The organism is Paenibacillus contaminans, from assembly GCF_003285015.1.
Classification (GTDB): Bacteria; Bacillota; Bacilli; order Paenibacillales; family NBRC-103111; genus Paenibacillus_V; species Paenibacillus_V contaminans.
Window position 1 is genome coordinate 110690 of record NZ_QMFB01000011.1, and the last position, 22480, is coordinate 133169.

Annotated in this window: 15 protein-coding genes; all 15 read right to left on the reverse strand. The window is 53.0% G+C overall.

Annotated elements, in window-relative coordinates; translation table 11 throughout:
* Nucleotides 1-489: 489 nt before the first annotated feature.
* The gene (locus tag DQG23_RS19365) at nt 490-3117 is read right to left on the reverse strand and encodes a cohesin domain-containing protein (RefSeq protein WP_113032528.1); all 2628 of its coding nucleotides are present in this window, start codon (nt 3115-3117) and stop codon (nt 490-492) included.
* A 91-nt stretch (nt 3118-3208) separates the two neighbouring features.
* Nucleotides 3209-4402, reverse strand: coding sequence for an alpha/beta hydrolase family protein (locus tag DQG23_RS19370; RefSeq protein WP_113032529.1), 1194 nt, complete (start codon nt 4400-4402; stop codon nt 3209-3211).
* A gap of 26 nt (nt 4403-4428) precedes the next feature.
* Entirely contained in the window at nt 4429-6162 is a 1734-nt protein-coding gene (locus tag DQG23_RS19375; RefSeq protein WP_113032530.1) for a glycoside hydrolase 5 family protein, read from the reverse strand.
* Nucleotides 6163-6529: 367 nt separating this feature from the next.
* Nucleotides 6530-8542, reverse strand: a complete 2013-nt coding sequence (locus DQG23_RS19380) for a hypothetical protein (RefSeq protein ID WP_113032531.1) — start codon at nt 8540-8542, stop codon at nt 6530-6532.
* Between the two features lie 113 nt (nt 8543-8655).
* A complete protein-coding gene (locus DQG23_RS19385) occupies nt 8656-9537 on the reverse strand; it encodes a carbohydrate ABC transporter permease (protein WP_113032532.1) in 882 nt (293 codons plus the stop codon).
* Nucleotides 9538-9553: 16 nt separating this feature from the next.
* Nucleotides 9554-10456, reverse strand: a complete 903-nt coding sequence (locus tag DQG23_RS19390; protein WP_113032533.1) for an ABC transporter permease — start codon at nt 10454-10456, stop codon at nt 9554-9556.
* Entirely contained in the window at nt 10453-10830 is a 378-nt protein-coding gene (locus DQG23_RS19395; protein WP_113032534.1) for a sensory rhodopsin transducer, read from the reverse strand. The genes DQG23_RS19390 and DQG23_RS19395 overlap by 4 nt, the downstream gene beginning before the upstream one ends.
* Nucleotides 10831-10844: 14 nt before the next feature.
* Nucleotides 10845-12041: a M24 family metallopeptidase gene (locus DQG23_RS19400; protein WP_113032535.1), complete on the reverse strand. Its 1197-nt coding sequence runs from the start codon at nt 12039-12041 to the stop codon at nt 10845-10847.
* 15 nt (nt 12042-12056) lie between these two features.
* On the reverse strand, nt 12057-13541 hold the full coding sequence (locus tag DQG23_RS19405) for a hypothetical protein (protein WP_113032536.1): 1485 nt from the start codon (nt 13539-13541) through the stop codon (nt 12057-12059).
* A complete protein-coding gene (locus DQG23_RS19410; RefSeq protein WP_113032537.1) occupies nt 13534-14373 on the reverse strand; it encodes an amidohydrolase family protein in 840 nt (279 codons plus the stop codon). Before DQG23_RS19410 ends, DQG23_RS19405 begins: the two co-directional genes overlap by 8 nt.
* Complete coding sequence (locus DQG23_RS19415; protein WP_113032538.1) at nt 14370-15155, reverse strand: amidohydrolase family protein; 786 nt, start codon at nt 15153-15155, stop codon at nt 14370-14372. Before DQG23_RS19415 ends, DQG23_RS19410 begins: the two co-directional genes overlap by 4 nt.
* Before the next feature lie 177 nt (nt 15156-15332).
* Nucleotides 15333-16379, reverse strand: a complete 1047-nt coding sequence (locus tag DQG23_RS19420; RefSeq protein ID WP_158560594.1) for a phosphotriesterase family protein — start codon at nt 16377-16379, stop codon at nt 15333-15335.
* Nucleotides 16380-17172: 793 nt separating this feature from the next.
* Complete coding sequence (locus tag DQG23_RS19425; RefSeq protein ID WP_113032540.1) at nt 17173-18867, reverse strand: extracellular solute-binding protein; 1695 nt, start codon at nt 18865-18867, stop codon at nt 17173-17175.
* 64 nt (nt 18868-18931) lie between these two features.
* Nucleotides 18932-20653 carry a response regulator gene (locus DQG23_RS19430; protein ID WP_113032541.1) on the reverse strand — a complete coding sequence of 574 codons (1722 nt, stop codon included), beginning with the start codon at nt 20651-20653 and terminating at the stop codon, nt 18932-18934.
* Between the two features lie 2 nt (nt 20654-20655).
* Nucleotides 20656-22404 carry a sensor histidine kinase gene (locus tag DQG23_RS19435; RefSeq protein ID WP_113032542.1) on the reverse strand — a complete coding sequence of 583 codons (1749 nt, stop codon included), beginning with the start codon at nt 22402-22404 and terminating at the stop codon, nt 20656-20658.
* Nucleotides 22405-22480 lie beyond the last annotated feature (76 nt).

Below are 22480 nucleotides of genomic sequence, written 5' to 3' on the forward strand. Positions count from 1 at the left end.
GCCATCCGGCCGCCGCTCCAACTCGCCGCTGGCATGCGCTGCAGTCAGATTTTACCCGCTTGGAATCGAGTTCGGATTCCTTTTCTCGCTTGCAGTCCGAAAACGCCCGCTTGCAGCGGCTATTTGGCTCGTCACGCCAGTGAATCCATTCTCCAAGCAGGCGAATTCGGATTACAGCATAAGAGGCGCCCGATTCCTTGCTCCAAGCGGGCAAATTCGGATTACAGCATAAAAGGCGCCTCGTTCCTTGCTCCAAGCGGGCAAATTCGGATTACGCGTAAAAGGCTCCCCGAACTCCTTGCTCCAAGCGGGCAGATTCGAAGTACGCATAAAAGGCGCCACGATTCCTTGCTCCAAGCGGGCAAATTCGGATTACGTACGCCTACAAAAGCGCCTCACAGGCCTCCGGTAATTCCAATCCCGCCCCTTGAGCTGCCACCGCGGCCATAAAAAGAGACGGCATCGGTTAGATGCCGCCTCAGAAGTTCGTCAACTCGCGATTTTCTTCGAAATCTCCGTAAGATCCGTCCAGTCGATCGTCCCGTCTCCGTTCATGTCAGCCATCTTGATTTGCTGCCAATCCGGGCTGCTCGCGTTTTTGCCGTAATTTGCCGATGCGATCGCCAGATCCCCGACCGTCACCGATCCGTCACCGTTCAAATCGCCCAGGTTGGCCACGATTATATCAATCGACGAAGATGCCGCTTGAAACTCGTTACCTTGCGCGTCGCCCAAAATCGCGCTTGTCACGGAAATCGTTCCAGTCGCCGATAAGGCGTCCGGTTTGGCTTTAAACGTCAGCTCGAGGAGCTCCGAATCACCCGTCACCCCGTTTCCGGCTCCTTCGCTGGCGACGACCAGCCGGAGCTGTCCCTCCGGATTTTTGATCGTACGGACCAGCTTAACGCCTTGTTTGATGGACTTGGCCGAAACGAACTCCATAACGGCAGGATCGTAATTCAACTGAATGTCCTGCGCATATACGTTTTGAGCAAGTCCGCTAAGCCCGTATTTGACCGTAACCTTCTTCCCCGGCTGAACCGTGCTTGCTCCCGTGATCGTCGTTCGGAGCTCATTAGCCGCGGCTATGTTCACCGTCACGGTCGCAATGTTCGAGTCGATCGCGCCGTTATTGACTTTGAACGTAAACGTATCCGCTCCGTTTGCCCCGGGATTCGGTGTATACGTAAATTGCCCCGTGGCTGCGTTCGTAACGACCGCCGTTCCTTTGGCGCCGTTCGTCACGATGCTGAACGTCGGCGAATTCCCGACCGCGCCGTTGGCGCTTAACGTTCCATACACCGCCTCATTAGCCGATGCGGATACCTCAAGATCGTTCGCGACAAACTCCGGCTCCTCCTCCGATTCTTCCAATGCGAACAGTCTGCCTTCACCCGGCGCAAAGCTGGCGCTAAACGTGCCGTTCGCGGCGTTGTAGTTCGTGGCGGCTTCCAATCCCGTCGTTTTGGACACCTCTTTGACTGCAGCCGGCAAGTTCGAAAGCGTAAAAGACTGGGTATGCGCGTTTTCCAGATCCTTGTTTACGATCATCACAAATTGTTTGCCGTCCTCGTTTTCGAAGCGCGAGACGATCATCGGCATGTGCGGCGCGCTTCCCGAAGGCTGCCAGAAGTAGGACGCAGGCAAAGCCGTGGCGAATGGCGGAACTCCGCCGGTATGATAAACATCCTTGGACGTTAGCGTCAACAGCGTCGAACCGAGTTTCAACACTTCTCCGTTGACCGCTTTGGCATAGTCGTAAGTATCGTTCTTCGTTCCGTTCGGAAGGATGAGTCCGTTATCCATGCCCGCCGGCGTATAATACGTAAAGTACACGTATCCTTTCGCGCCGTAAGCTAACGTGGAATAAACTTGGAATTTGAGCTGGCTCTCGCTCGGTTCGACCATATTGAAATAATCGTATGACATCGACTGTATATAGGCCCATAGATCGGTCCCGTTCAACAACGATTGCTCGCGGAAGTACTCCAGGGATTGATAATAGGGCTTTTCGTCGAACCTGGTGGACAGGTATGGATACGAATCGAACGATATCATGTCCGGATTCGTCGCCAGCCAGCTTGTTACGTAATTCTGATAACCTCCGTTTACGGGATCGTTGGTCCCGCTATAATAGTGCTGGCAATCGTCGCATACGCCGTATAAGTTCGTATACACCATATGGTTCGGATCGATTGCCTTGATTTTGTCGGATACGGCCTTCAGTTTGGGGAAGACGTCGGCGAACGGCTCATCGACCAGGTTATACCCCAATAAGGCCGGATTATCTTTATAGTGATTGACGTAGCTTTCGATAAACTCATCCGATAAATCCGCCGTCGGGGAAAAAGCGTTCCAGTTGCCTCCGCCCGATCGAGGGAGCGTCATTTGAAAATAAACGTCGTTCGCTTGCGGCGAACCGTTGACATAAGCCTGGCCGTCCGCATAAGCATCCGAGTCGCTCATCAAGAACGGGCCCAGATCCGTCGTGCTGTCCGTCGTCAATTCCATGTAATACGACGTGCCGGGGGCTACTACCGCGCCGTTAATAACGAATTCGGGATAATTCGTGACGATCGGCCCCGTCAGCGTCGAGCTCCCTATCAACGTCGTTTTGTCCGGGCCGTTATAGATGCGAATCGTAGCCGATTTGCCCGCAGGCCAAACACCGTTTTTCTTGAACGACAGCTTCCATATCGCCATATCCGGTTGATTCGGGGTGACGAAGCTTTGTCCGATGGATTTATCGTTCCGCAAATAAAGCGGAGCTCCGGCGTCCGAATTTTGCGAGACCCACTCCGAGCGGTACCAGCGAATGCCGGTGTCCGTCACCAAGTATTTCAGGTTGTTGGCGGCAGCCTTTTCCAAAGCCCAATCGGTCGTGGCCGGCGTCGTATTCAAGTTGCTGGCTACGATAAAATTGACGTTCATGGCCCGAATATCCGCGAAGGAAGCATCGGTAACGTCCGGCGGGGGCGGCTCGACGAAAATCCCGATCGGAAATTCCCCCGACACCGTAGGCGTCGGATTCGAGCTGGCCGCGTATGCGGACGAACCCATGAGCGTTCCTGCCGCCACTGCGAAAGCGAGCAAAGCTGACTTTACCTTTCTTAACAATACACTCACCTCATCTTAATTATTTATGAAGCGTTTTCATAAAATAATATAAAACAGCGGCCTATGGGGCCGCTATTTGCCAATGTTGCTTTTATTGACATCTATTGCGTTCTTCCTCGCCGTGCAGGAGATAGCGGCAAAACCGCTCGATTCCTTCGTCCTGCGGATCCAATTCATGCCCTCCGTCGAACGATTTTCCGCAGAAGCGATGCGGCAAATTTAATCTCCCATAGACTTCAGCGACTTTATCCATCTCGCGCCGCGCGTGTACGTGAAGAAAGGTTTCATCTCGCGTTCCGGCTTCCAAGTACAAGAAGCGCGGAGCGACAAACGCGCATATTTCCGCGTCCAGCATCGTATTGCCGGAATCGAACCAGGTAAAATCCTGCCAGTCCGCAACGAACCGGTCATTGATAAAACAAGAGGAATACGCCGCGCGGATTCTCGTATCCAGCGCCGCGGTAAACATCGTATAAAAACCGCCGTACGATAACCCGATCATGCCGATCCTGGTACTGTCCACGTCGGGCCTGGAGATTAGATAATCGAGCGCTTTTTGGATTTTATAAATTTCAACCGCGGCGATCGAGCTTCCCAGCTGCTTCAATTGATTGTCGTACCGGTGCCGGTGATATTCGGGGCCGTCCGTTTCGGCTCTCCACAGCAGGAGCTGCGGCGCGAAGATGGCAGCTCCCCTCTTTAATACTCTGCGGGTCATGTCGTTATAGTTGCTGTCTCCGTAAAATCCTGAGCATAGCTCCGGCGTCCCCCACCCGCCATGCTGGGAAATGACGAGAGGATGCGGGCCGTCCTTTTTCGGCACAAAAAGCAAGCCATAGGTCGTTAACCCATAGCCTGCTTCGATTTCCAGCCGATAAATATATCCCAGACGGTCCTCGGAAACGAAATGAACCTTCGCTTCCGGGATCGCTTCATGGGAAGCCTCCGGTCTTCCATCAGGTTCCGGAGCCAATGGCCATCCGAGCATCTCCTTGAGCCTCTCCCGCATTCGTGAGGCGTCTTTCTCAAATGCGGCGATACTTGAAGTATCCAGCTGAAAAAAACGTTTCCTCCTCCCGTTTGCGGCATGGCGCCGGGATTCGATCAGCTCGTCGAATTCGCTTTTTTGCCGCTGGCGGTAAACCTTCCCGATATCCGGATTCTCGCTGTACAGAGACTCGCTATACGGGTTCCTATTTTCCGGACTATCGCTGCACGAGAACCCGCTATCCCCCCTCCCTCTATCCGTACTCCCGCTGTTCGGTTTGTTCTTCGCATTAGCCATGGCCTTGCCCTCGCTTTCCTGCGATATTACCGCTCCCCAAGCGCATACAATTTCCCGTCTCCCGGCGACAGGTTAACGGACAGCATGCCGGTTAAGCCGTTATAAGCCGTCTCAATCTCTTCTCCCGTAGCTTTGCATACTTCCCTTATTGTTCCCGGATTGCCCGATACCTGAAAAGTCACTGTACGAGCCTGCTCCAAATCCTTGCTGACGACCATCACAAACACTTTGCCGTCCTCGTTCTCAAAGCTGGCGACGATTAAGGGAACGGACGCATCGCCCTCCGATGGCTGCCAGAAAAAATCCTTCGGCAAAGGCCGGCTCCACGGCGGCAAACCGCCCGTGTGGAACACCTCCTTGGACGTCAGCGACAATAGAGCAGGGCCCAGCTTTAAAACTTCCGCGTTGACCTTTTTGGCATATTCGTAAGTCGCGTTTCGGGAACCGTCCCTCAGAATGATCGCGCGCTTGCACATCTCTTTTCCTTCAATGATTACGGATGGCGTACCGTAAGTCCAGTACACGTATCCTTTGGCCCCGTAAGCCAAGGTTGAATATACCTGAAAGCGGATTTGACGCTCGTTCGGCTCCGCGATTTGAAAATATTCATAGTCGGCGCTTTGAATGTACGCCCAAAAATCGATTCCTGTCGCAAGACTCCTCCCCCGGAAAAATTCCAACGACTGATAATACGGTTTCTCGTCAAATTCCTCTTGCTTGAAAGGATAAAAATCGAAAGAGAACATATCCGGATTCGTCGCAAGCCAGCGGTCATAATACTCCTCATACCCAAGCGGCGGCGTGCCCTCCAGCGAATAGTAGCTGTCTCCCGTTTCGTTCAGCGGGTAGTGGTTCGTGTAAATTATCCGATCCGGATCGAGCGCCTTTAACCGCTCCGACGTCTCTTTCATCATCGGGTACAGCTCGGCGAAGGGTTCGTCGATCAGATTATAGCCGAGTACGGCCGGATGATCGCGATAATGGTTGACCAGCGTTTCGATATAAGCGTCTGACGGCCTTCCTGTCGGGGAAAAAGCAGAAATACTGCCTCCCCGCGACGTTTTCAGAGTAAGCTGAAAATATAGATCGAAAACCGCCGGCGATCCGTCGACATATGCTTGCCCGCCTGAGTTTCCGCCTAAAGCGCCCGTTGCAAATGGCCCCAAGCGCTCCGCCCCGTCCAGCGAAAATTCCATGTAATACGTTCGATTAGGAGCGACGGCGTATTGAGGCTCTTCCGGCATAACGGGCATTCGGGCGAACCGAAATTCAGGGTAACGGCTCCCGATCGGCCCCGTCAGCGTCGAGCGGGCGAGAAGCTCCGCTTTCTCTTCGTTATCGTAGACGCTAAGCGTCACGGTCGTTTCCGCCGGCCATTCTCCATTCATCTTGAAAGAAACGATCGCAAGGCTTAGATCGTCCACGTCCGGCGTCGTAAACGTCTGGCCGATCGAGCCTGCTCTCCGGAGATAAATTCCTTCTCCGCTATCGTCGTTCTGCGCAATCCACTCCGTCTGAATCCAGCGGATTCCCGTATCGGTGACGAGAATTTTCAGTCCGTTCGCCTGCGCCTTCTCCAGGGCCCAATCCGTCGCCGCCGGTGTAGTCGATTGCTGGCCGACGATAAAGTTGGCGTTCATCTCCCGGATCTCGGCAAAAGCAGCGTCGGTGGCCGAAGAAGGCGCCGGTTCGACGAAAATTCCGATCGGGAATTCCCCGGCTACGGTCGGAGTGGGGTTATTATGCTTGCGTTTGGCCATCGTTCGTTGCACCTCGTATCCTGAATTGTGTTTAAGAGGCCTTTTGCTATAAATGTCCTGTTCCATCGGGGCCGATTGAGTACGACTTATCGCCCGCACCTCGCGTCTGAAGTGATCATGAGGCAAAAGCAACTATTAGTGAGGCAAGTCTTACTATTTCTCGCCGGCAACCCATGTTCGGACGAGTTAATGAGGCAAACTCAACTGTTAGTAAGAAAAAGGAAATTGATAGTTGCGTTTCCCTCACTAGCTGCCGAGAACATACAATTTTCCGGATGAATAGTGAACTTCGCCTCATTAACAGTGAAGTTTTCTTCATTAAAGTACCTTGACTATGCAGTGATCCAAGGGCTGCCTCCCGCTCTCGTCATGAAAAAGTCGCTTCCACGATCACCATGCCTCTACCGGGTACGTAAAGGCTGAATGCCGAGCCCTTCGGAAAAACGGGGATGCCCGGAAATTCGGTCAACACGCGAATATTCGCGATCGGCCGGCCAAGGTCCAGGTGAGCCGACTTGTAGTTGATATGCAGATTGCGAATCAAAATTCGCCATTTTCCGGGGCTCATCTCAAGCGCGACCGGACGAATATATCGTTCGTTGCTTAGCGCTCTCGGCGCTCCGGATAGCTCGATCAATGCCTGTGCGCATTCGTGTAAGAACGTTTCGGACACGCTGCTAAAGTCCAGCGGCTCCAGCCAAGACTTGATGTCGTTCAGGCCGGTTAAGTCCTCCCCATGTCCGGAATCGCCCGACACAATAAAGCGCACGATCTCGCCATTCCCGTCGCGAACCGCGCAAAACGACCGGTCAAGTCCGCAGTCCACGGGATTGTTGGCGTTCGCAAACGCGCGGGATAGCCGCTCTGTCAATTTACCGATCAGGACGGACGGTCCGTTCCGATAAACGAGAATCTTTCCGAGCTCCTCATCGCTCATCAGATGCAGATGGCTCGCGCAGATCGTACCGCTTGCCTTCGTCAAATCGTTAACGTTGACGACAGCGTGAATCGGGGCGCCAAGCTCGAGCAGCTCCGTCACGAATTTTTGCGACGTCCAGTTCCGGGTCGCCGGGTACTCCTCCAGCGAACGTGCCAAAACCTCATCCGACCAGACATAGCTCGCGCCGATCATCCGTTCGGGTTCTCCGTCATAGCCCAGATCCCAGCGTTTCAAAATTTTGTCCCAGCTATCCCGGCTGATACCGTCCCCCAAGCAAGCGACAAATCCCGACGTACAGCGCCGTATACCTTCACCTTCTTGCAAATACAGATTCGAGAAGGAGTAGATGTCCCTTTCCACCACGGTGGGCACGTGATTGATGCCGTCCCACTGCTCGTTCGTATCCTGAATCGCGTTTAAGCAGATCAGCTTTGCGTCCGGCAAGTATGCTTTGATCGTAAGAATCATCGACATGAACTCGGAGCCGGGTTCGCGATATTCCGTTTCCCCCGCGCCGGCGGACAGGGAGGCCGCGACCGATTCGATGACGATTCCGTCGACGCCGGAAGCGGCGAGCAAACGGTAATCGACGCCGTACCGGTACAACGCTTCGAACGGATCCCGGGTCCAGACCGAGTTCAGAACGGCTTTTTTGCCTTCCTTGCGCAGAGCCGGCATGATTTTTTGCCAGAGCTGTCCCCACCGTTCGGCGTAAAAGCGAATCCACTCCACCCGTTTGCGGGTCCAGATCCAATCGCCGCGTTTCTCCATTTCGAGCGGATTCCCGTCGCACTCAGCTTGCAGATCGCCCGGCAGCTCCACGCCGCCGAGCCTTACGAACTGCTCGACCATATCGTCCGAGTAATCGGCCTCGGCCAGACTGAGCCGCGGGCTCGTATAACCGTCGGCGCCGTGATACCCGTCAAAATCGTAATCCCGCATAACGGCGATCAGATCGCGTACGAACGCATCCTCGTAATAAGTGCCGTCTTTGAATCTTTTTAACGGATTGATTACCGGGAAGGCTTCTCCCGTCTTTCTCATTTCGTACAGCTCGGGGTGAGCGGAGCACCATTCGCTTGCGCGTTCATGCCCATTGTCTTGAAACAGGAACAGGTTGAAAAAGCTGCAATAAACCTCAACTCCCTGCTTCTGCAGCTCCTTAACCAGTCCGCGAAGTTGAAAGTTCGTCCACTGCTGCCTGTCGTGCAGCTTGCCGTAAGGACGCGCCGCATAAGAGCACATCTCGATCGGCAGTACGCACTCGACCTCCATGCCGGAATGCGCATGCACGAAATCCGGCGTAAATAAGAGCAAGGATATCGCGTTCGGAACTGCGCCTAACGTATCCAAATAGGCGGCTACGCCGAAATCGGGCTCCGTATTGTCGAACCCTATTAATTCAATCCACACCCATTTTTCATAGCGGGCTGTACCCATCCCGATCATTCCCTCCATTAAACCTCGTTAACTTTTAACGTTATAGAGCATGCAAGCAGTTACCGCCGATTTCCATTTGGTTCTTCCAAACACGTACAGCAACGCTTCCCGTCTTACCCCTTGACGCTCCCAAGCACGATGCCTTTCACGAAATACTTCTGCAAGAACGGATACACGATGAGAATGGGAAGTGCGCCCAAGAAAATTTGCGCCGCCCTCGTCGTCCGTTCCGATATTTCCAGCATGCCGTTCAAGTTGTTAATATCCATTTTCATCGGATTGCTGTTGATGACCATTAGCTGCAAATAAGTAGACAAAGGGTATTTTTCCGGAAAATTCATGTAGATCAGCCCGTCGAACCAAGCGTTCCAATGTCCGACCAGCGTAAACAGCGAGATTGTCGCGAGAACGGGCATCGACATCGGCACGTACATTCTCGTCAATACGACCCAATGCCCCGCTCCGTCCATGAAAGCCGATTCTTCGATTTCCTTGGGCAAGCCGCGAAAGAAATTGAGCAGCAGGATTACGTTAAACACGCCGACCGCGCCGGGCAAAATAAGCGCCCAGATCGAATCCAGCAACCCGGTCTCGCTGACCGCGACATAAGTCGGAATGAGCCCTCCGCTGAATAAAATCGTGAACACGAAAAACCAAGCGTAATACGTGCGCATTCTGAAATCCTTGACTTCTTTCGATAAAGGGTACGCACACAGGAGAGCTAACAGAAGATTGACGAGGTATCCGATCGCCACCCGCTGAACCGTAATGCCGAACGAGGCGATGAATTCTTTCTTCTGCAAAATATATCGATAGGAATCAAGGCTGAAATCGACAGGCAGAAGCTTCACCAGACCGGCGGAAGCGGCCTGGCTCGAGCTGAAGGAAATCGACAGCACTTGAATCAAGGGAAGTAAGCAGAGCAATGAGACGAGTACGAGAAAAACGTAATTGGCGATAACAAATAATTTTCTGCTGGCGGACGCATAACGCATAGGAGTCACTCCCTTCTTAGAAGATGCGGTAGTTGGCTACGCGATAGGCCAGCACGTACGAAACGGATATGAGAACAAGCGAAACGACCGATTTGAACAAGCCGATCGCCGTCGCTACGCCGAACTGGGCGTCCACGAGTCCGATCCGGTAAATTAACGTGTCCAAAATATCCCCGCTCTCATAAACGGTCGGACTATACAGGTTAAACACTTGGTCGAAGCCGGCATTCAGCACGTTGCCCAGGCTTAATGTCGCGAGCAGAACGATGATCGGCACCATGCCCGGAAGCGTAATATGCCAGGCCTGCTTCAAATGGCCGGCGCCGTCCACGATCGCCGCCTCGTACAAAGACGGATTAATGCTTGTAATCGCCGCCAGGTACACGATCGTGCTGAACCCGAATTCCTTCCACACATCGGAAGCGATAATGACGGTAGGAAACCATTTATTGCTGCCCAAGAAAAAAATCGGATCCATTCCGAATTGTTGAAGGAGCTGGTTTACGATACCCTCCGAGGGGGACAGGATATCGACAAGAACGGCGCCGAGAATGACCCACGACAAGAAGTGAGGCAAATAAATCAGCGTTTGAATGCCCCTTTTGACCAATTCCCGCTTCATTTCGTTCAGCAGCAGGGCGATCGCGATCGGAACAATCTGCCCCGCAATAATTTTCATGGATGAGATATAAAACGTATTCCACAGCACCTTCCAGAAATCGGGCATTTGCATCACGTAGCGGAAATTATCCAACCCCACCCATTCCGAGCCGAACAATCCCCGGATCGGAATGAACTTTTGGAACGCGAACGCAATGCCTACCATCGGAAAATAACTATAGATCAGGAGCAGGATCACGCCGGGAATCAGCATCAGATGAAGCGGGAATTCCCGCTTGAGCTTGGCGTTGTTGTTCATTCCGAATAACCGATCATGCCGATATAAGCCAGATTGGGTTGGGCGACGTCCATCCGCCCGTATTGAACGACCACTTCGATGCTGCTCCTGAATCGCAGGGAATATTGAACTTGAGGTTCCAGCTTAACGCCGCCGATTTCCTCCGGATGATCCATCCGAAAACATTTCACTCTGCGCGCCGGTACGGCGATCGCGATACCGGTGTCCGGCTCCCTGTCCTCATAAAAAATATCCATGAAGATTTCAGCGTCTTCGTCATGGCAGTTGAGGATCATGATCGCTTCATGACCCTCCAGGTTTTCATGATCGACTCTTCCCTTGTAGGGCAAGTAACCGTCGATAACGTACCAGTTTTTGGCGCCTTGTTTTTCCATGCTGCTGCCCTCCGTTAATCGAGCGATAGGATTCTTTTGGCTTTCCACGTTGCGCTAAGATGCCGGACGAGCTTGGACATGGATTCATATCCCGTTTCCGTTACGATCAAGCTTTCCTCGATCCGGTTCGAGCCGTGCGGGTGGCCGAACAGGCTGACGTCGGTATTAACCGTCATTCCCGCTTCGAAAAGCGCTTCCGAGTTCTCGTCCGGGTAAGGCGATTCCGCCTCGGCCAGCCCGCAGCCGTGCATGGGAGGGTAGAGGTCGTACGCCGATACGTCCTTCTCCTTGAAATAAGCTTTAACAGCACGTACGACATCGCTCTGTTTGCCGCCCGCTCGAATTTGGGACAACGCCCGGTCCTCCGCTTCGACAAGAATATCGATAAAAGCCTTCTGCTCCTCGCTCATCTCGCCCGTGACGAAAGGGAAATTCAACGTCGCCACATAGCCTTCAACCTGAACCGCAATGGCGGCCATGATCATATCCCCGTCTTCGATCACTTTTCTTGAAGGCCTGCCTATAATCGTATTTACTCTTTCACCGCTCGTCACAAGACAGAAAGGTATGCTTTCAGCTCCTTGCTTCGTACATTCGCCGTAAACAAGCGACGCCAGCTCGAGCTCGGTCATGCCCGGTCTCGCCTGCCGGATCATCTGCTTATAGCCTTCATCCGCGATACGCGCGGCTTCTTGCAGGCAGGCCGCTTCGTTTGCGCTTTTGCTCATTCTAAGCTGGAATAACAGATCGCCCGCATCGACGATGTCGACGCCTTCGAAGTGATGTTCGATCTTTCTCGCTAAAGGAACCGGTATCGCATCTATGCCAACGATCCCCAGTCTCCGTAACGGACCGCCGCGCTGCAGCCCCTCGCGGATCTCGGTCAAGCTTGTATATAACGCTTGCGGGTATTCGATTTCGTCCGGCACGGTTACGCAATTAAATTCGGGAAGCAGCCGGACGTCCTGCCAGGCGCTCATCTCGCGGCAGAACATTTCCCCCTCAGGCGCGGCGATAACGAAAGGCTCGCCCGTTATTGGCACAACCACCGCCCCTCTCTCGAACAATGGCCAATAATTGCCGATATAACGCAGGTTTTCCTTGCGGTATTCGTCGCCGTAGATCAAACAAGCGTCGATCCCGCGTTCGTTCATTAAAGCTCTCAGCTTCTCGACTCTGGCGGTGAACTCCTCTGCGGGTATATGAATCACGGACGGATTCCTCCTTTAATAGATCACTTTTCTAATCTTCATGAAGTCGGCGATCAGGGACAATTCCTCGACGAGGTCCCCATACGCGATAATGCAGTGATGAGCGAAGCCTTCCTTGATCAATTCTTTGAGAAACTGTTTGATCGGCCGTTCGAGCCGCACGACCGCCGTAATCTCTTCGCATGGGATGTTTTCCGGCACGTGAAGCGCTTCACCTCTCACGATCAGCATTTTATAACCCTCGGCATCGATGATCAGATGGCCGATCGTCACGGCGCCCGGTTTGAGCGTATATTCGAAGCCGAAGCCGGCTCCTTGAAGTCCCCACTGCTCGGGAGACCGATTGACTTTGACCGTGCTGCGATTCGTCGCGTAATCCGTATCTGCGTAGCCGTGATGAACCATAAGAAGCGCATTAAGCTTCTCGTCGAATTCGCCCCACTCGGCGTAAGCGGGGATTTTCCCGCCGAGCTTGTTCATGAGGATCATCATGATCAGCCCGTGAACGTCGCCCTCGGTATTCACGACGTATTTGCCTTCCTCGTGCATCATCGTATTGGCCAAATACGAGGTCGTTCCCGTTTTCTGCTCGACGTAGTGCTGGCCCAGCAGCGTAAGCGCATCTAGTCTGAACCGTTCGAGCGTGTTTCTCAATGCGACGTAAAACCGGGAAGACTTGTAGATATCATCCTCGCTCAGTCCGACGATATGAAACCGGCTTTGCGTCGTCTCCATAACGGACCGGATTTCTTCATCCGCCGCTTGGCCGAACTGTTCGAGCAAATGATCGACTTGGATGGAAATCATGTTCGGTCCCAGCGTGCCTTTTATCATCGTTTTGTCGTATTCGAAGTCGTACATACCTCTGAACACATGGCCGATGACGCCGATATTGGTGCTTCTCAGCTCGATAAACGCCTTATACGCGCGAGCAAAAGCGGTTATTTCCCGATAGGCCAAGCTGTCTTGAATGGAGCCTACGACCACTTTCAAATCCGGATACCATCCCATCTTCCGGAACGTAGCCGCTAACTGAAGACTTGCGATTAAAGCGCTATTTCTCAGAATATTCTCATAATTCGTGTCAAAATGAATCTCGTTATCGCGCTGCGTATTAAACAAAATCATCGGTACGTGACGGATATGCTCCAATGCTTGGATCGCCATGTAGTCGGGACAATACGTTCCGGCTGCGTATACAATCAGATCGACGCCTTCGCTTGCCAGCATTCGGCCCGCCGCTTCCGCGCCGTCCAGCGTATCGATCAGCCCCGGCCAGATGACCGTATCCTGATCCAGAACGGCGCGAAGACGATCGTAGATACAGGTCATATCTGCGGTAACATTGGCCTTGAGGGTGTCCGGGAACATTCTCCAATATTCAAAAAAACCTACCGTTAATAACCCTACCTTCAGCTTTTTTCCTTCGACTCTCGCCGACAGCAAATCTCCGAACCGGTTGCCTTTTGCCGTCTCGAACGATTCTATGATTTCAGTCATTCTTTCCACTGCCCTTCCTATTCTTGCCGACTAAACGTTTGGCGTTATGATAGATAATATTGCGGATGTCGTCGTCGCCGATGCCCGAGAACAGCACGCTGCCGAGCATGTAATGAGGGTCGTACCAGGGAAAATCCGTTCCGAACACGACCTTCTCGGAGGAAGCCGCCCGCACCATTTTCTCCACCATCCCGTTTAGCCGGCCGGTATCGCATAATTCCAAATAAACGTTCGGCTGCCGCTTGGCTAGTTCAATCGCATAATCGGTCTCCCCCGGCGCCGAATGGCCGAGAAGAAACTGAATGTTCCCGTATCGGCTCGCCAATTCCCCGATCATCTGGGGAGGGTTGTACGGGCTATGCCCCCAAGTGTGGGACAGCAAAAGCAGCCCTCTCTCATCGGCGAATTCATAGATTCTCCTAAACTTCTCGCCTGTCAGGGGGTATTTGTGATAGTCAGGCAAAAGCTTAAACCCGACATAACCGCCCACGCGGTCGAATTGTTCCAAGTCCCGCTCCAGGTCATGGTCGTAGTGCGGATTCACGACATAATAACCGTAAATCCGGTCCGGATATTGCTTCATGGCCCCGCGAATCTCCGAATTCCCGCCGATAGGGTCGAACAGCGCGCTATGCGGCGCGGAAATAATCCATTCGATGTTCTCCCTGTCCATCGTTTGCAGCATCGTATCCAGGTGCGCTTCCGGCAAGTAAGTGCCATAGAAAGGTCCCATATGCGTATGCGCGTCGATGATCGGCTGAGAGGACAATCTGCCGGTTTCCGCGAACTCCCGGGCTAATAGCGACCGATTGGTCATCTTCGCGATGCTCATAGTCTCACCTCGCCAAGCAGTCTCTCTGCGTTACGGTAAGCGATATTTTCGAGATGATCCTGTGCGATACCGGAGCCCAATAAAGCCGCTAGCGGGCCTCCGATGCCATTGCTCGGAAAATCCGAACCGAACAATAGCCGTTCCGAACCGAACTTGCCGCAAATATCCTTGATCTCGCCGGCTGTCTGCATATCGCCCGTCTCCATATAGAAATTCCGGTACGTCCGAAATAACGGATACGTTAACCGGGCATGGCTCCATAATCCGTAGTTGTGCAAAATGACCGTCAAGCTAGGAAACTCCTCCAGGACGCGATAGATCGGCTGCCATCCTTCGCTTGGCGACAAATACAACGGTATTCCGGCCGCGGCCATCTCCCCGAGCAGTTCGCCCATAACGATCCCGCAGAGCTCATACCGATTGCGTTCGGGGTAGGCTCTAAGCATCCGAACGCCGCTCGCCTTCATCGCGGGGAATAACCGCTCGGGATGATACTGCTTCTCCGTGATCGGCGGCAGCAGCGTCCAGGTGGGGATCAGCCGGTCCGGCGCTTTGGCGGTTTCCGCCAAAACCGCGCGATTGCCATAGTCCGGATCTACGTCCGTCATCGCGTTATGACTGACGACCGCACAGTCGATCCCGCAAAAATCAAGCTCGGCCAACAGCTCCTCCGCATCGCGCGCCTGCTTCACTTTCTCCCTGACAAGAAGATGCTCGTGATTGACGACCTCGTAATTAATCGTCTTGTATCCGATCGCGCAGCTGCAATCGATCAGCTTCATCAGGATCCCTCATTCCTTATCGCAGCTCAAGCTCTCCGTCCGGGAGCTCGAGACTGATTTTCTTTTTCGCACCGCGAGCAACTCCTATCGCGCGGTGTTGCGCTGCATGACGGAGGTGGACCGACACATGCGACACCGCCGCTCATGCCCTCCTGCCGGAGCTCGAGACTGATTTCTTTAGTCTTTGCCATCGTCCAGGAAGGCCGCCGGATTGGCAACCATAAGCGTCTGAATTTGTTCGTGCGTAATTCCTTCGTCCAGCATCATCGGAATGATGTTCGTGATCATATGGTCGTACCCCCAGCCGCCGTAGTGGTGAAGGCAAGTTTTCAGGCAGACGTCGTTGGACAGTAGAATTCTGTTTGCAAATCCGCAATCGATCAGTTCCTTAATCGCCCTGACGCGCTCGATATCTCTGGCGAAAAGCCCTTTAAGAACACTCTTATGCCGCCTATCCGCGTAAAACTCTTTGCCGAAATTATCGAATTCGATGTAGACGCCCAGGTTCAACAAATCCTTCATGTAGTTCATTTTCAGATCGACGTCGATATGGTTGATGCATATTTTCTCCGGCGGGGCGCCGTGACCGGTTAAAATCTTCACGACCTCATAACCGTTCGTAGCCCATAAATCGGTGTGCACGTGGATGCCGAGACCGGTTTCCTTCTGCGCGAGCGCTGCCGCTATCAATGCTTTTTTTTCGTTCGGGTAGATGATTTCGCTCGTCCCGATCTCCCCGATAACGCCTGCCCGAATGTCGCTTCCATCGATACCGCAGCGGATTTCCCGAAGGATTTCCTCGGTAATATCCTCCACCGTTTTGTCGTCCATGCCGGGCGGATGGGAAGCTTTAATATAGTAGCCGCATCCGGCCACAATGTAGATGTCGAGCGCCCGGGACAATCGGGCCAGCAATACCGGATCTCTGCCTATATCCCGGAGCGTCAGATCGACGAACGTTTTTCCTCCCGCTTTCTTGAACTCATGAAGCTCCCATTCCATGATTCGCTCGTCATCCAGAACGGCGTTATCCAGCACCGCATAAGGATTTCTGTGCAGTCTCCCCAAATTCGTCAAGCTTACCTTCTCCTGCGCCAGCGCCTTGCCTGAAATCGTATGCGGCGCAGGCACAAGATCTCTTAGATCGATAAAAGCATGCTCATGCGGCAGCACCAGCCCCAAGCTGCCCGCGCTGACTTTGCCCGTCACCGTCATTACGGCCATGCCGCTCATCCCCTTTGCGCATGATGAATCGGCGGGAAAGCCGCTAAGCCCCAGCTGAAGCTCCCGGCTCAGCCGCTCTCCTGTTCATCCTCGTTTATTCGCTTGCTTTCCCGTTAGCCGCTTCCTTGCTAACCTCCCAACTAGCCGCTACCGCGTTCATTCCCGCTTATTTGCTAGCCTTCCAGCTAGTCGCACTCCGTTTTTCCGTTAATCCGCTGGCCTTCCAGCTAACCGCACTCCGTTTTTCCGTTAATCCGCTAGCCTTCCCACTAACCGCGTTCCGTTTTCCCGTTTTTTCGCTTGCCTTCCAGCTAGCCCCTATGCCGCGCTTTGCGGCACCACAGATGATGAACATTTGATTTTTCAGGTCTTTCAACTCTACAACCGCAGATTGATAAAGGGATTTGTGCAAATTCTCAAAGCAAACTGGAAAAACTACAGTTAGTTTTCGAAAATATCACGAATTTAAAGATTATGATGGAAAAACTACAGTTAATATTTTTGAAATGGCCCAAATACGGAGAAATGTCCAAAATTACCTGTAGTTTTTACAGTTAAAATCCTTTTTCTCGCCTTGTAACCAAAATTAACTGTATGTTTTACAGGAAGCGCTGCTTCTCCATACGGAGACGTGTTCGTTCTCACGTAGAGAAGCGAATGCGAGTTAGGTTCCTTATGTGGCAATCACTAGGCTTCCCCTACGATTTGATGTGGTACTAGGCTTATTCGCTAACCTTCCGCTAGCCGCGTTCCGTTTTCCCGCTTAGTAGCTAGCCTTCCAGCTAGCCACTTCTTATTTGCTTGCCTTCCAGCTAGCCACTTCCTCGGTTATTTTATCGCCGCCAAGTTTTTTCCAGTTGGCCACGAATTCGTCGAATGCGTCGATCGACACTTCGCCCATAATGATTTTCGTAAACGTTTCGAGCTCCATCTTATCCAGCGTCTGTCCTTTTTCCACCATCGTGGCCGTAGGACCTGCAATGTACTTCGTCATGTAGAACCCATTGTTCTTGTTATAAGCGGACAAGAGCTTCTGAGCGTCGTAGATTCTGGCGTACGTCCATCCCTCGCTGTCGCCTTTTTCCCATTTGCGAAGACTGTCGTAGAAAATCTTCTGCCCCGGCGCCTTGGCATTGAGAAGCGATTCATCGTTTTTCTCAAGCGCCTTCGATACCCTGTCGACCATATCGAGATTTTGCGTCGGATCGGAGCCCGTCACGAGAGCGTACATCCATTTGGGGATATCGCCGTCTTGATTGATTTTTGTAAGCGGATATTTGTTCCGGTCCCAATCGTAAGAGAAGGCGTTCAGCATTTTAATCAGTGCCTCGGGATGCTTCATCCCTTTTTTGGCGACGAAATATTTGCCGATCGGGAACACCAGCTGAGGTTTAACCTTTTGGTTGTCGACCGAAGGTAGCTCGAACGGCATCCAGTCCATCGCCGGATCCAGTTTCCTTCCTTCGGCGAAATAGGAGTTGCCGTACATGACGCCGTAGAACAGCCCCAATTTCCCCGAATTGCCCATCTGGATCAATTTTTCGATGTCCTTCACGCCGAACTCGCGGTCGATCAATCCCGATTTGTACATCTCCTGGAGCTTAGCCAGCGCCGTTTTCATTTGCGGCTGAATGCTGCCGTAGACATATTTGCCGGCTTGGTCTTCGACCCAAATCTGCGGGTAAGCGTGATAACCGTTGAAAAAGCCGGCCAAGCCAAATACCGGGTCGTACAAGAGTTTATCCAGCCCCAAGCCGTAGGTGTCTTTTTTTCCATTGCCGTCCGGATCCTGGTTCACGAACGCCTCCGCGATCTTGAACACGTCATCCATCGTCTTCGGCTCCGGCAGGTTCAGCTTCTTCAGCCAATCCGTCCGCACCCACAACAGCGGAGCATTGTCAACGGCGCCCGGGTTGACCGGAATGCCCAGCAGCTTGCCGCCGAATGTAGCCGAATCCAGTCCCAAGCCACCGTCCTTCTTCAGCAGTTCTTTTGTGATCGGCAGTCCGTACTGCTCAAGCGCTGCGGAAAGATCCTCCAACTGATCGGCTTCGACCAATTGATTGAACTGCGTCGCATCGACCGGCATAATATCGGGCAATTTTCCGGAAGCCATAGCGACATTAAGCTTCTGATTGTATTGAGTCGGATCGGCCACCCACAAGTATTTGAGCTTGATGCCGAATTCGTCCTCGTAAAGCTGATTCCAGGCGTTTTTATCGATGGACTCCCCTTCCGCGAATTTGGTCGCTCCGTCGAGAGGTCTTACGGCCGTCACCTCGATCGGCGGATCGATTTTGCCCATCGGATCGACGGTTGCGGCCGGCTTCGGCGAACCTGTTGCCGTTGCGGTCGCTTCGGCGCTGCTTGCCGGAGTGCCGGAGGCTTGGCCGTCCTTCCCCTCGTTATTCTTGGAGCAAGCCGCCGTGAAAACCGTCGCCAGCGCCAATACGGACGCCAGGATTCCTCTTGCGGTCCTTCCTTTCATGCCCGTTCCCCCTTACATCGTTATGTGCTTGCATCTTTAGCATAAAAGATGAGGAAATTCGAAGCTATTTGCCATTGTTGCTTTCCTTGACATTTGTTGCGCTGATCCGTTCATCGGCCCGGTAGCTCAAATCCCTGTACTCCTGAGGCGTCATTCGAAACGCCTTCTTGAAGGAACGGTTGAATTGCGGCGCGGCTTCGTAGCCGACTTGGGTCGCGATGTCTTGGATTTTGACCGTCGTTTGGGAGAGCAGCTGCCGCGCTTTGTTCATTCGCTCCTCGGTGATGTAATCCGACAGCATTCCCCCCGTCACCCTCTTATAGAGCCGGGACAGGTATGTCGGGCTGTGATGGACGACCAAGGATAGACGGGTCAGCGAAAGATCGCCGCCGAGATTGGACTGGACGTACCGGTGCAAAGAAGCGATCAGCCGTTCGCTTTGCTCCGCGGATTCGGGCTCGCCGCGGTCGAGCAGCTCCTCGGCAGCCTTAGTCAAATAAGCGCAAGCGGCGCTCCATGATTCGTGCGAGTCGTATTGCGTCGTTTTTCGGAGATCCATTTTCTGAAACAACTCGTCGAACAGCCCCATTCGGATTGCATGGGAAATCAGGCACAGCGAAAGCGTATGGAACGTTTCCAGCTGGTAGCGGTAACCGGACGAAGCCACTTGGCTTGCGATTTCGCCGAACCGTTTTTCGAAGCTCTCCCTCTGCCCGCCGGCCAGCATTTGCTCCAGCAGCTCGTACTGCTTCTTCAACTGCTGCGATTCCGCCGGCGCATAATCACGAACCGGCTCCGCCCGGATGCCGAACTGATCGGAGTCCATGATGAACAGCTCTTGCCCGCTGTCCGGGCTTTGACCGAGCAATGCTTTCAAGTAGTGGAATTGAGCTCCCGCGTTCTCCCAAGCGGAAGGCTCCCGTGCCATAACGAGCGACAAAGAGAGCTTCAGCAGCTGCCGGCACGTCGTTTGGACCGACTCCATAATGCTGTACGTTCGCGTTTTCATGCGCTCTATTTCCCGCTCCGGCCCCTCTTCGGACTCGTTCGCCCGCATAAACGGTTTCGGCTGCATAAACCACGCAAGCTTTCCGGATTCGAACGCGAAAAAGACGCTCTCGACCGTCGGACTCAAATATTCCTCCGCAATATTTTGACAGGCGTAAAGAAGCTGCATTCGTTCCGCCTCGCTTGTTCCTTCCGGCCATGCGTCCACTCTCCCCATCACGAGCCACACTTCATCGTCCAGACTCAAAGAAATCCCGGACTTCGTGAATTTTGTCCCGTATTCTGTCGGAGAGGGCTCGGGATCGCGCATCAGATCGAATAAAATATTTCGCTGCAGCGCGGGAATAGCCAACTGCAGCTTTGTCTTTGCGCTCAGCAGGTAGGCGTCGCCGCTTTGGAGCTTTTCCGATTCCGCGATCGCCTTCTCAAGCGCCGCCAGAACGGCGTGATCGTCTTCGTTTTTCAGCACATAGTCGACGACCCCGCCCGTACGAATCGCATGGCGCGCGTAATCGAAGTCGTTATAGCCGGTCAGAAAAATAACTTTGCAGCGCGGCCAGCTTTCAACGATTTGCTTGTGCAGCTCGATCCCGCTCATCCCCGGCATCCGGATGTCCGAAATGACGACGTCGATCCGGGTTTGCCGCAGGCAATCCAACGCCTCGTAAACGTTGTAAGCGCGCTTGACCTCCAGTTCCAAATGAGCAGTTCCAACAAGCAAATCATACAGGCTGTCCACAATTATCGGCTCATCGTCAACGATCAATATGCGATGCATGTTTATTCTCCTTTGCCTATGTCGTTAGGAATATAAATCCGTACCTTCATGCCGCCCAGCTCGCCCCGCATCATTTCCAAGCCGCCGCGGTCTCCGAACTTCAGCCTCAGCCTGCGGTGAATATTGATCAGCCCCGTCGTCTCCCCGTCGTCCTCCGCATTCAGCCTGGCGTTCATTTCCGCAAGCTGCTCGTCCGCTATCCCTTCTCCATTGTCTTCCACCGAAAAATAGAGCTTGTCCGTTCCCTCCTCGAAGCCGATTCGCAGCCGGCCCTCGGTCACGATTTCTCCAAGTCCGTGTTCATAGGCGTTCTCCACGAGCGGCTGCAAAATCAGACGGGGTATCATAACGCCGTGAAACGCTTCGGGAAGCGTCTCGAATTCGACGATAATGCGGTTGGAAAACCGGACGTTCTGGATCTCCACGTAGGAGCGGACATGGCTGACTTCGTGTTCGACCGGAACCTCTTCCAGCCCGTTTCTCGTAATATAGTGAAAATAATCGCCCAAGTTTTTGGAAACCAACTCCGCCTTTTCGTTCTCCTCGCGTTTGATCAAGCGGTGCAAAATATAAAAGCTGTTGTAGAGAAAGTGAGGGGTAATCTGCATCTGCAATTGCTTTAGCTCGGACTGTTGAAGTCTGATCCTCTGCACGTAAAGCTCGTCGATCAGCGTTTTCAAATTCACTACGGTGCGTTCGAAACGGTTGAAAATATACCCGAATTCATCCCTGCGGGACGAGGGAAGCATCGTGCTGAAGTTGCCCGCTTCCACGCTCCGGAAACGTTTAATCAGGTTTTGCAGGGGACGGTGAATCAGAAGATAGATGCCGTACGAGAAAAGAACGACGATAATTACGGAGCTGGCCACAAGCAGCCAAAACCAGAGGCCGTATGTCTTTAACTGCCCCAGCAAGACGTTCTCGGGGAAGTAGAAGAGAAGCGAAGCGCCGAGGAACACGGACTTTTCGTAGATGACGATGTACGTCTCGTTCCCGACCTTCACCTGCTTCACGAAAGCCGCGGATTGCCCGATCGGTTCCACCAGCTTGTCCCGGATGTCGGCCGACGTTTCCGGATATTTGCCGTTGCCGACCGTCCAGTTCTCGCTGAACAGCACGGCCCCGCCTTCGTGCGGGAAAGCTTTCAACGCGTTTGTTAGCGCTTCCACGGAAAGCTCGATATTTTGAATGAATTGCGCATCCTTCTTCGTCTGCTTCAAGTTGCTCGGATAAGTCAAATTCAAAAAGAGGCGGTCCTGCCAGATCGTAATCGGAATTCCGCCCGTATACGTGGCCTCGTATATTTCCCGGGCTTCCTCTCCGTCGTCGGGCGTTTCCTCCCTGCTGGAGGTCGACACGGTCCCGTTGAGCGAATTCACAAATACGCTGATGTCCTTGATGTATGCGCTGGAATCTTTTAACGTCGTCAGTCTTAGCTTCACATCATTGATCGCTTTCGTGCGCTGATAGTCGGACAATATCGACAAGGAATTGCTCAGCTGTAGAAGATCCTCGTCATTGACGAACTCTTGCTGCGTCCGAATAATCCGGTCCAGCTCCTTCTCGAGCAGCGTGAAGTAATAGTGGATGTTCATCCGGATCGAATTGGAAATCTGGTTTTTGACCTCCTGTTTGCCCAGATCGTTCAGCACGAGACTTAGTGTGAATAACGGCAGCGTGATGATCAGAAAGGTCACGACCAGCTTCGGAAATATGGGGATGTTGTCGATCGATCGCTTGATTCCCTGCAAAAGGCACCCTCCTCCTTTTTCTCCACAGTATACGACGCGTGTTATTTATATCCAATAAAAATTACTGATACTTACT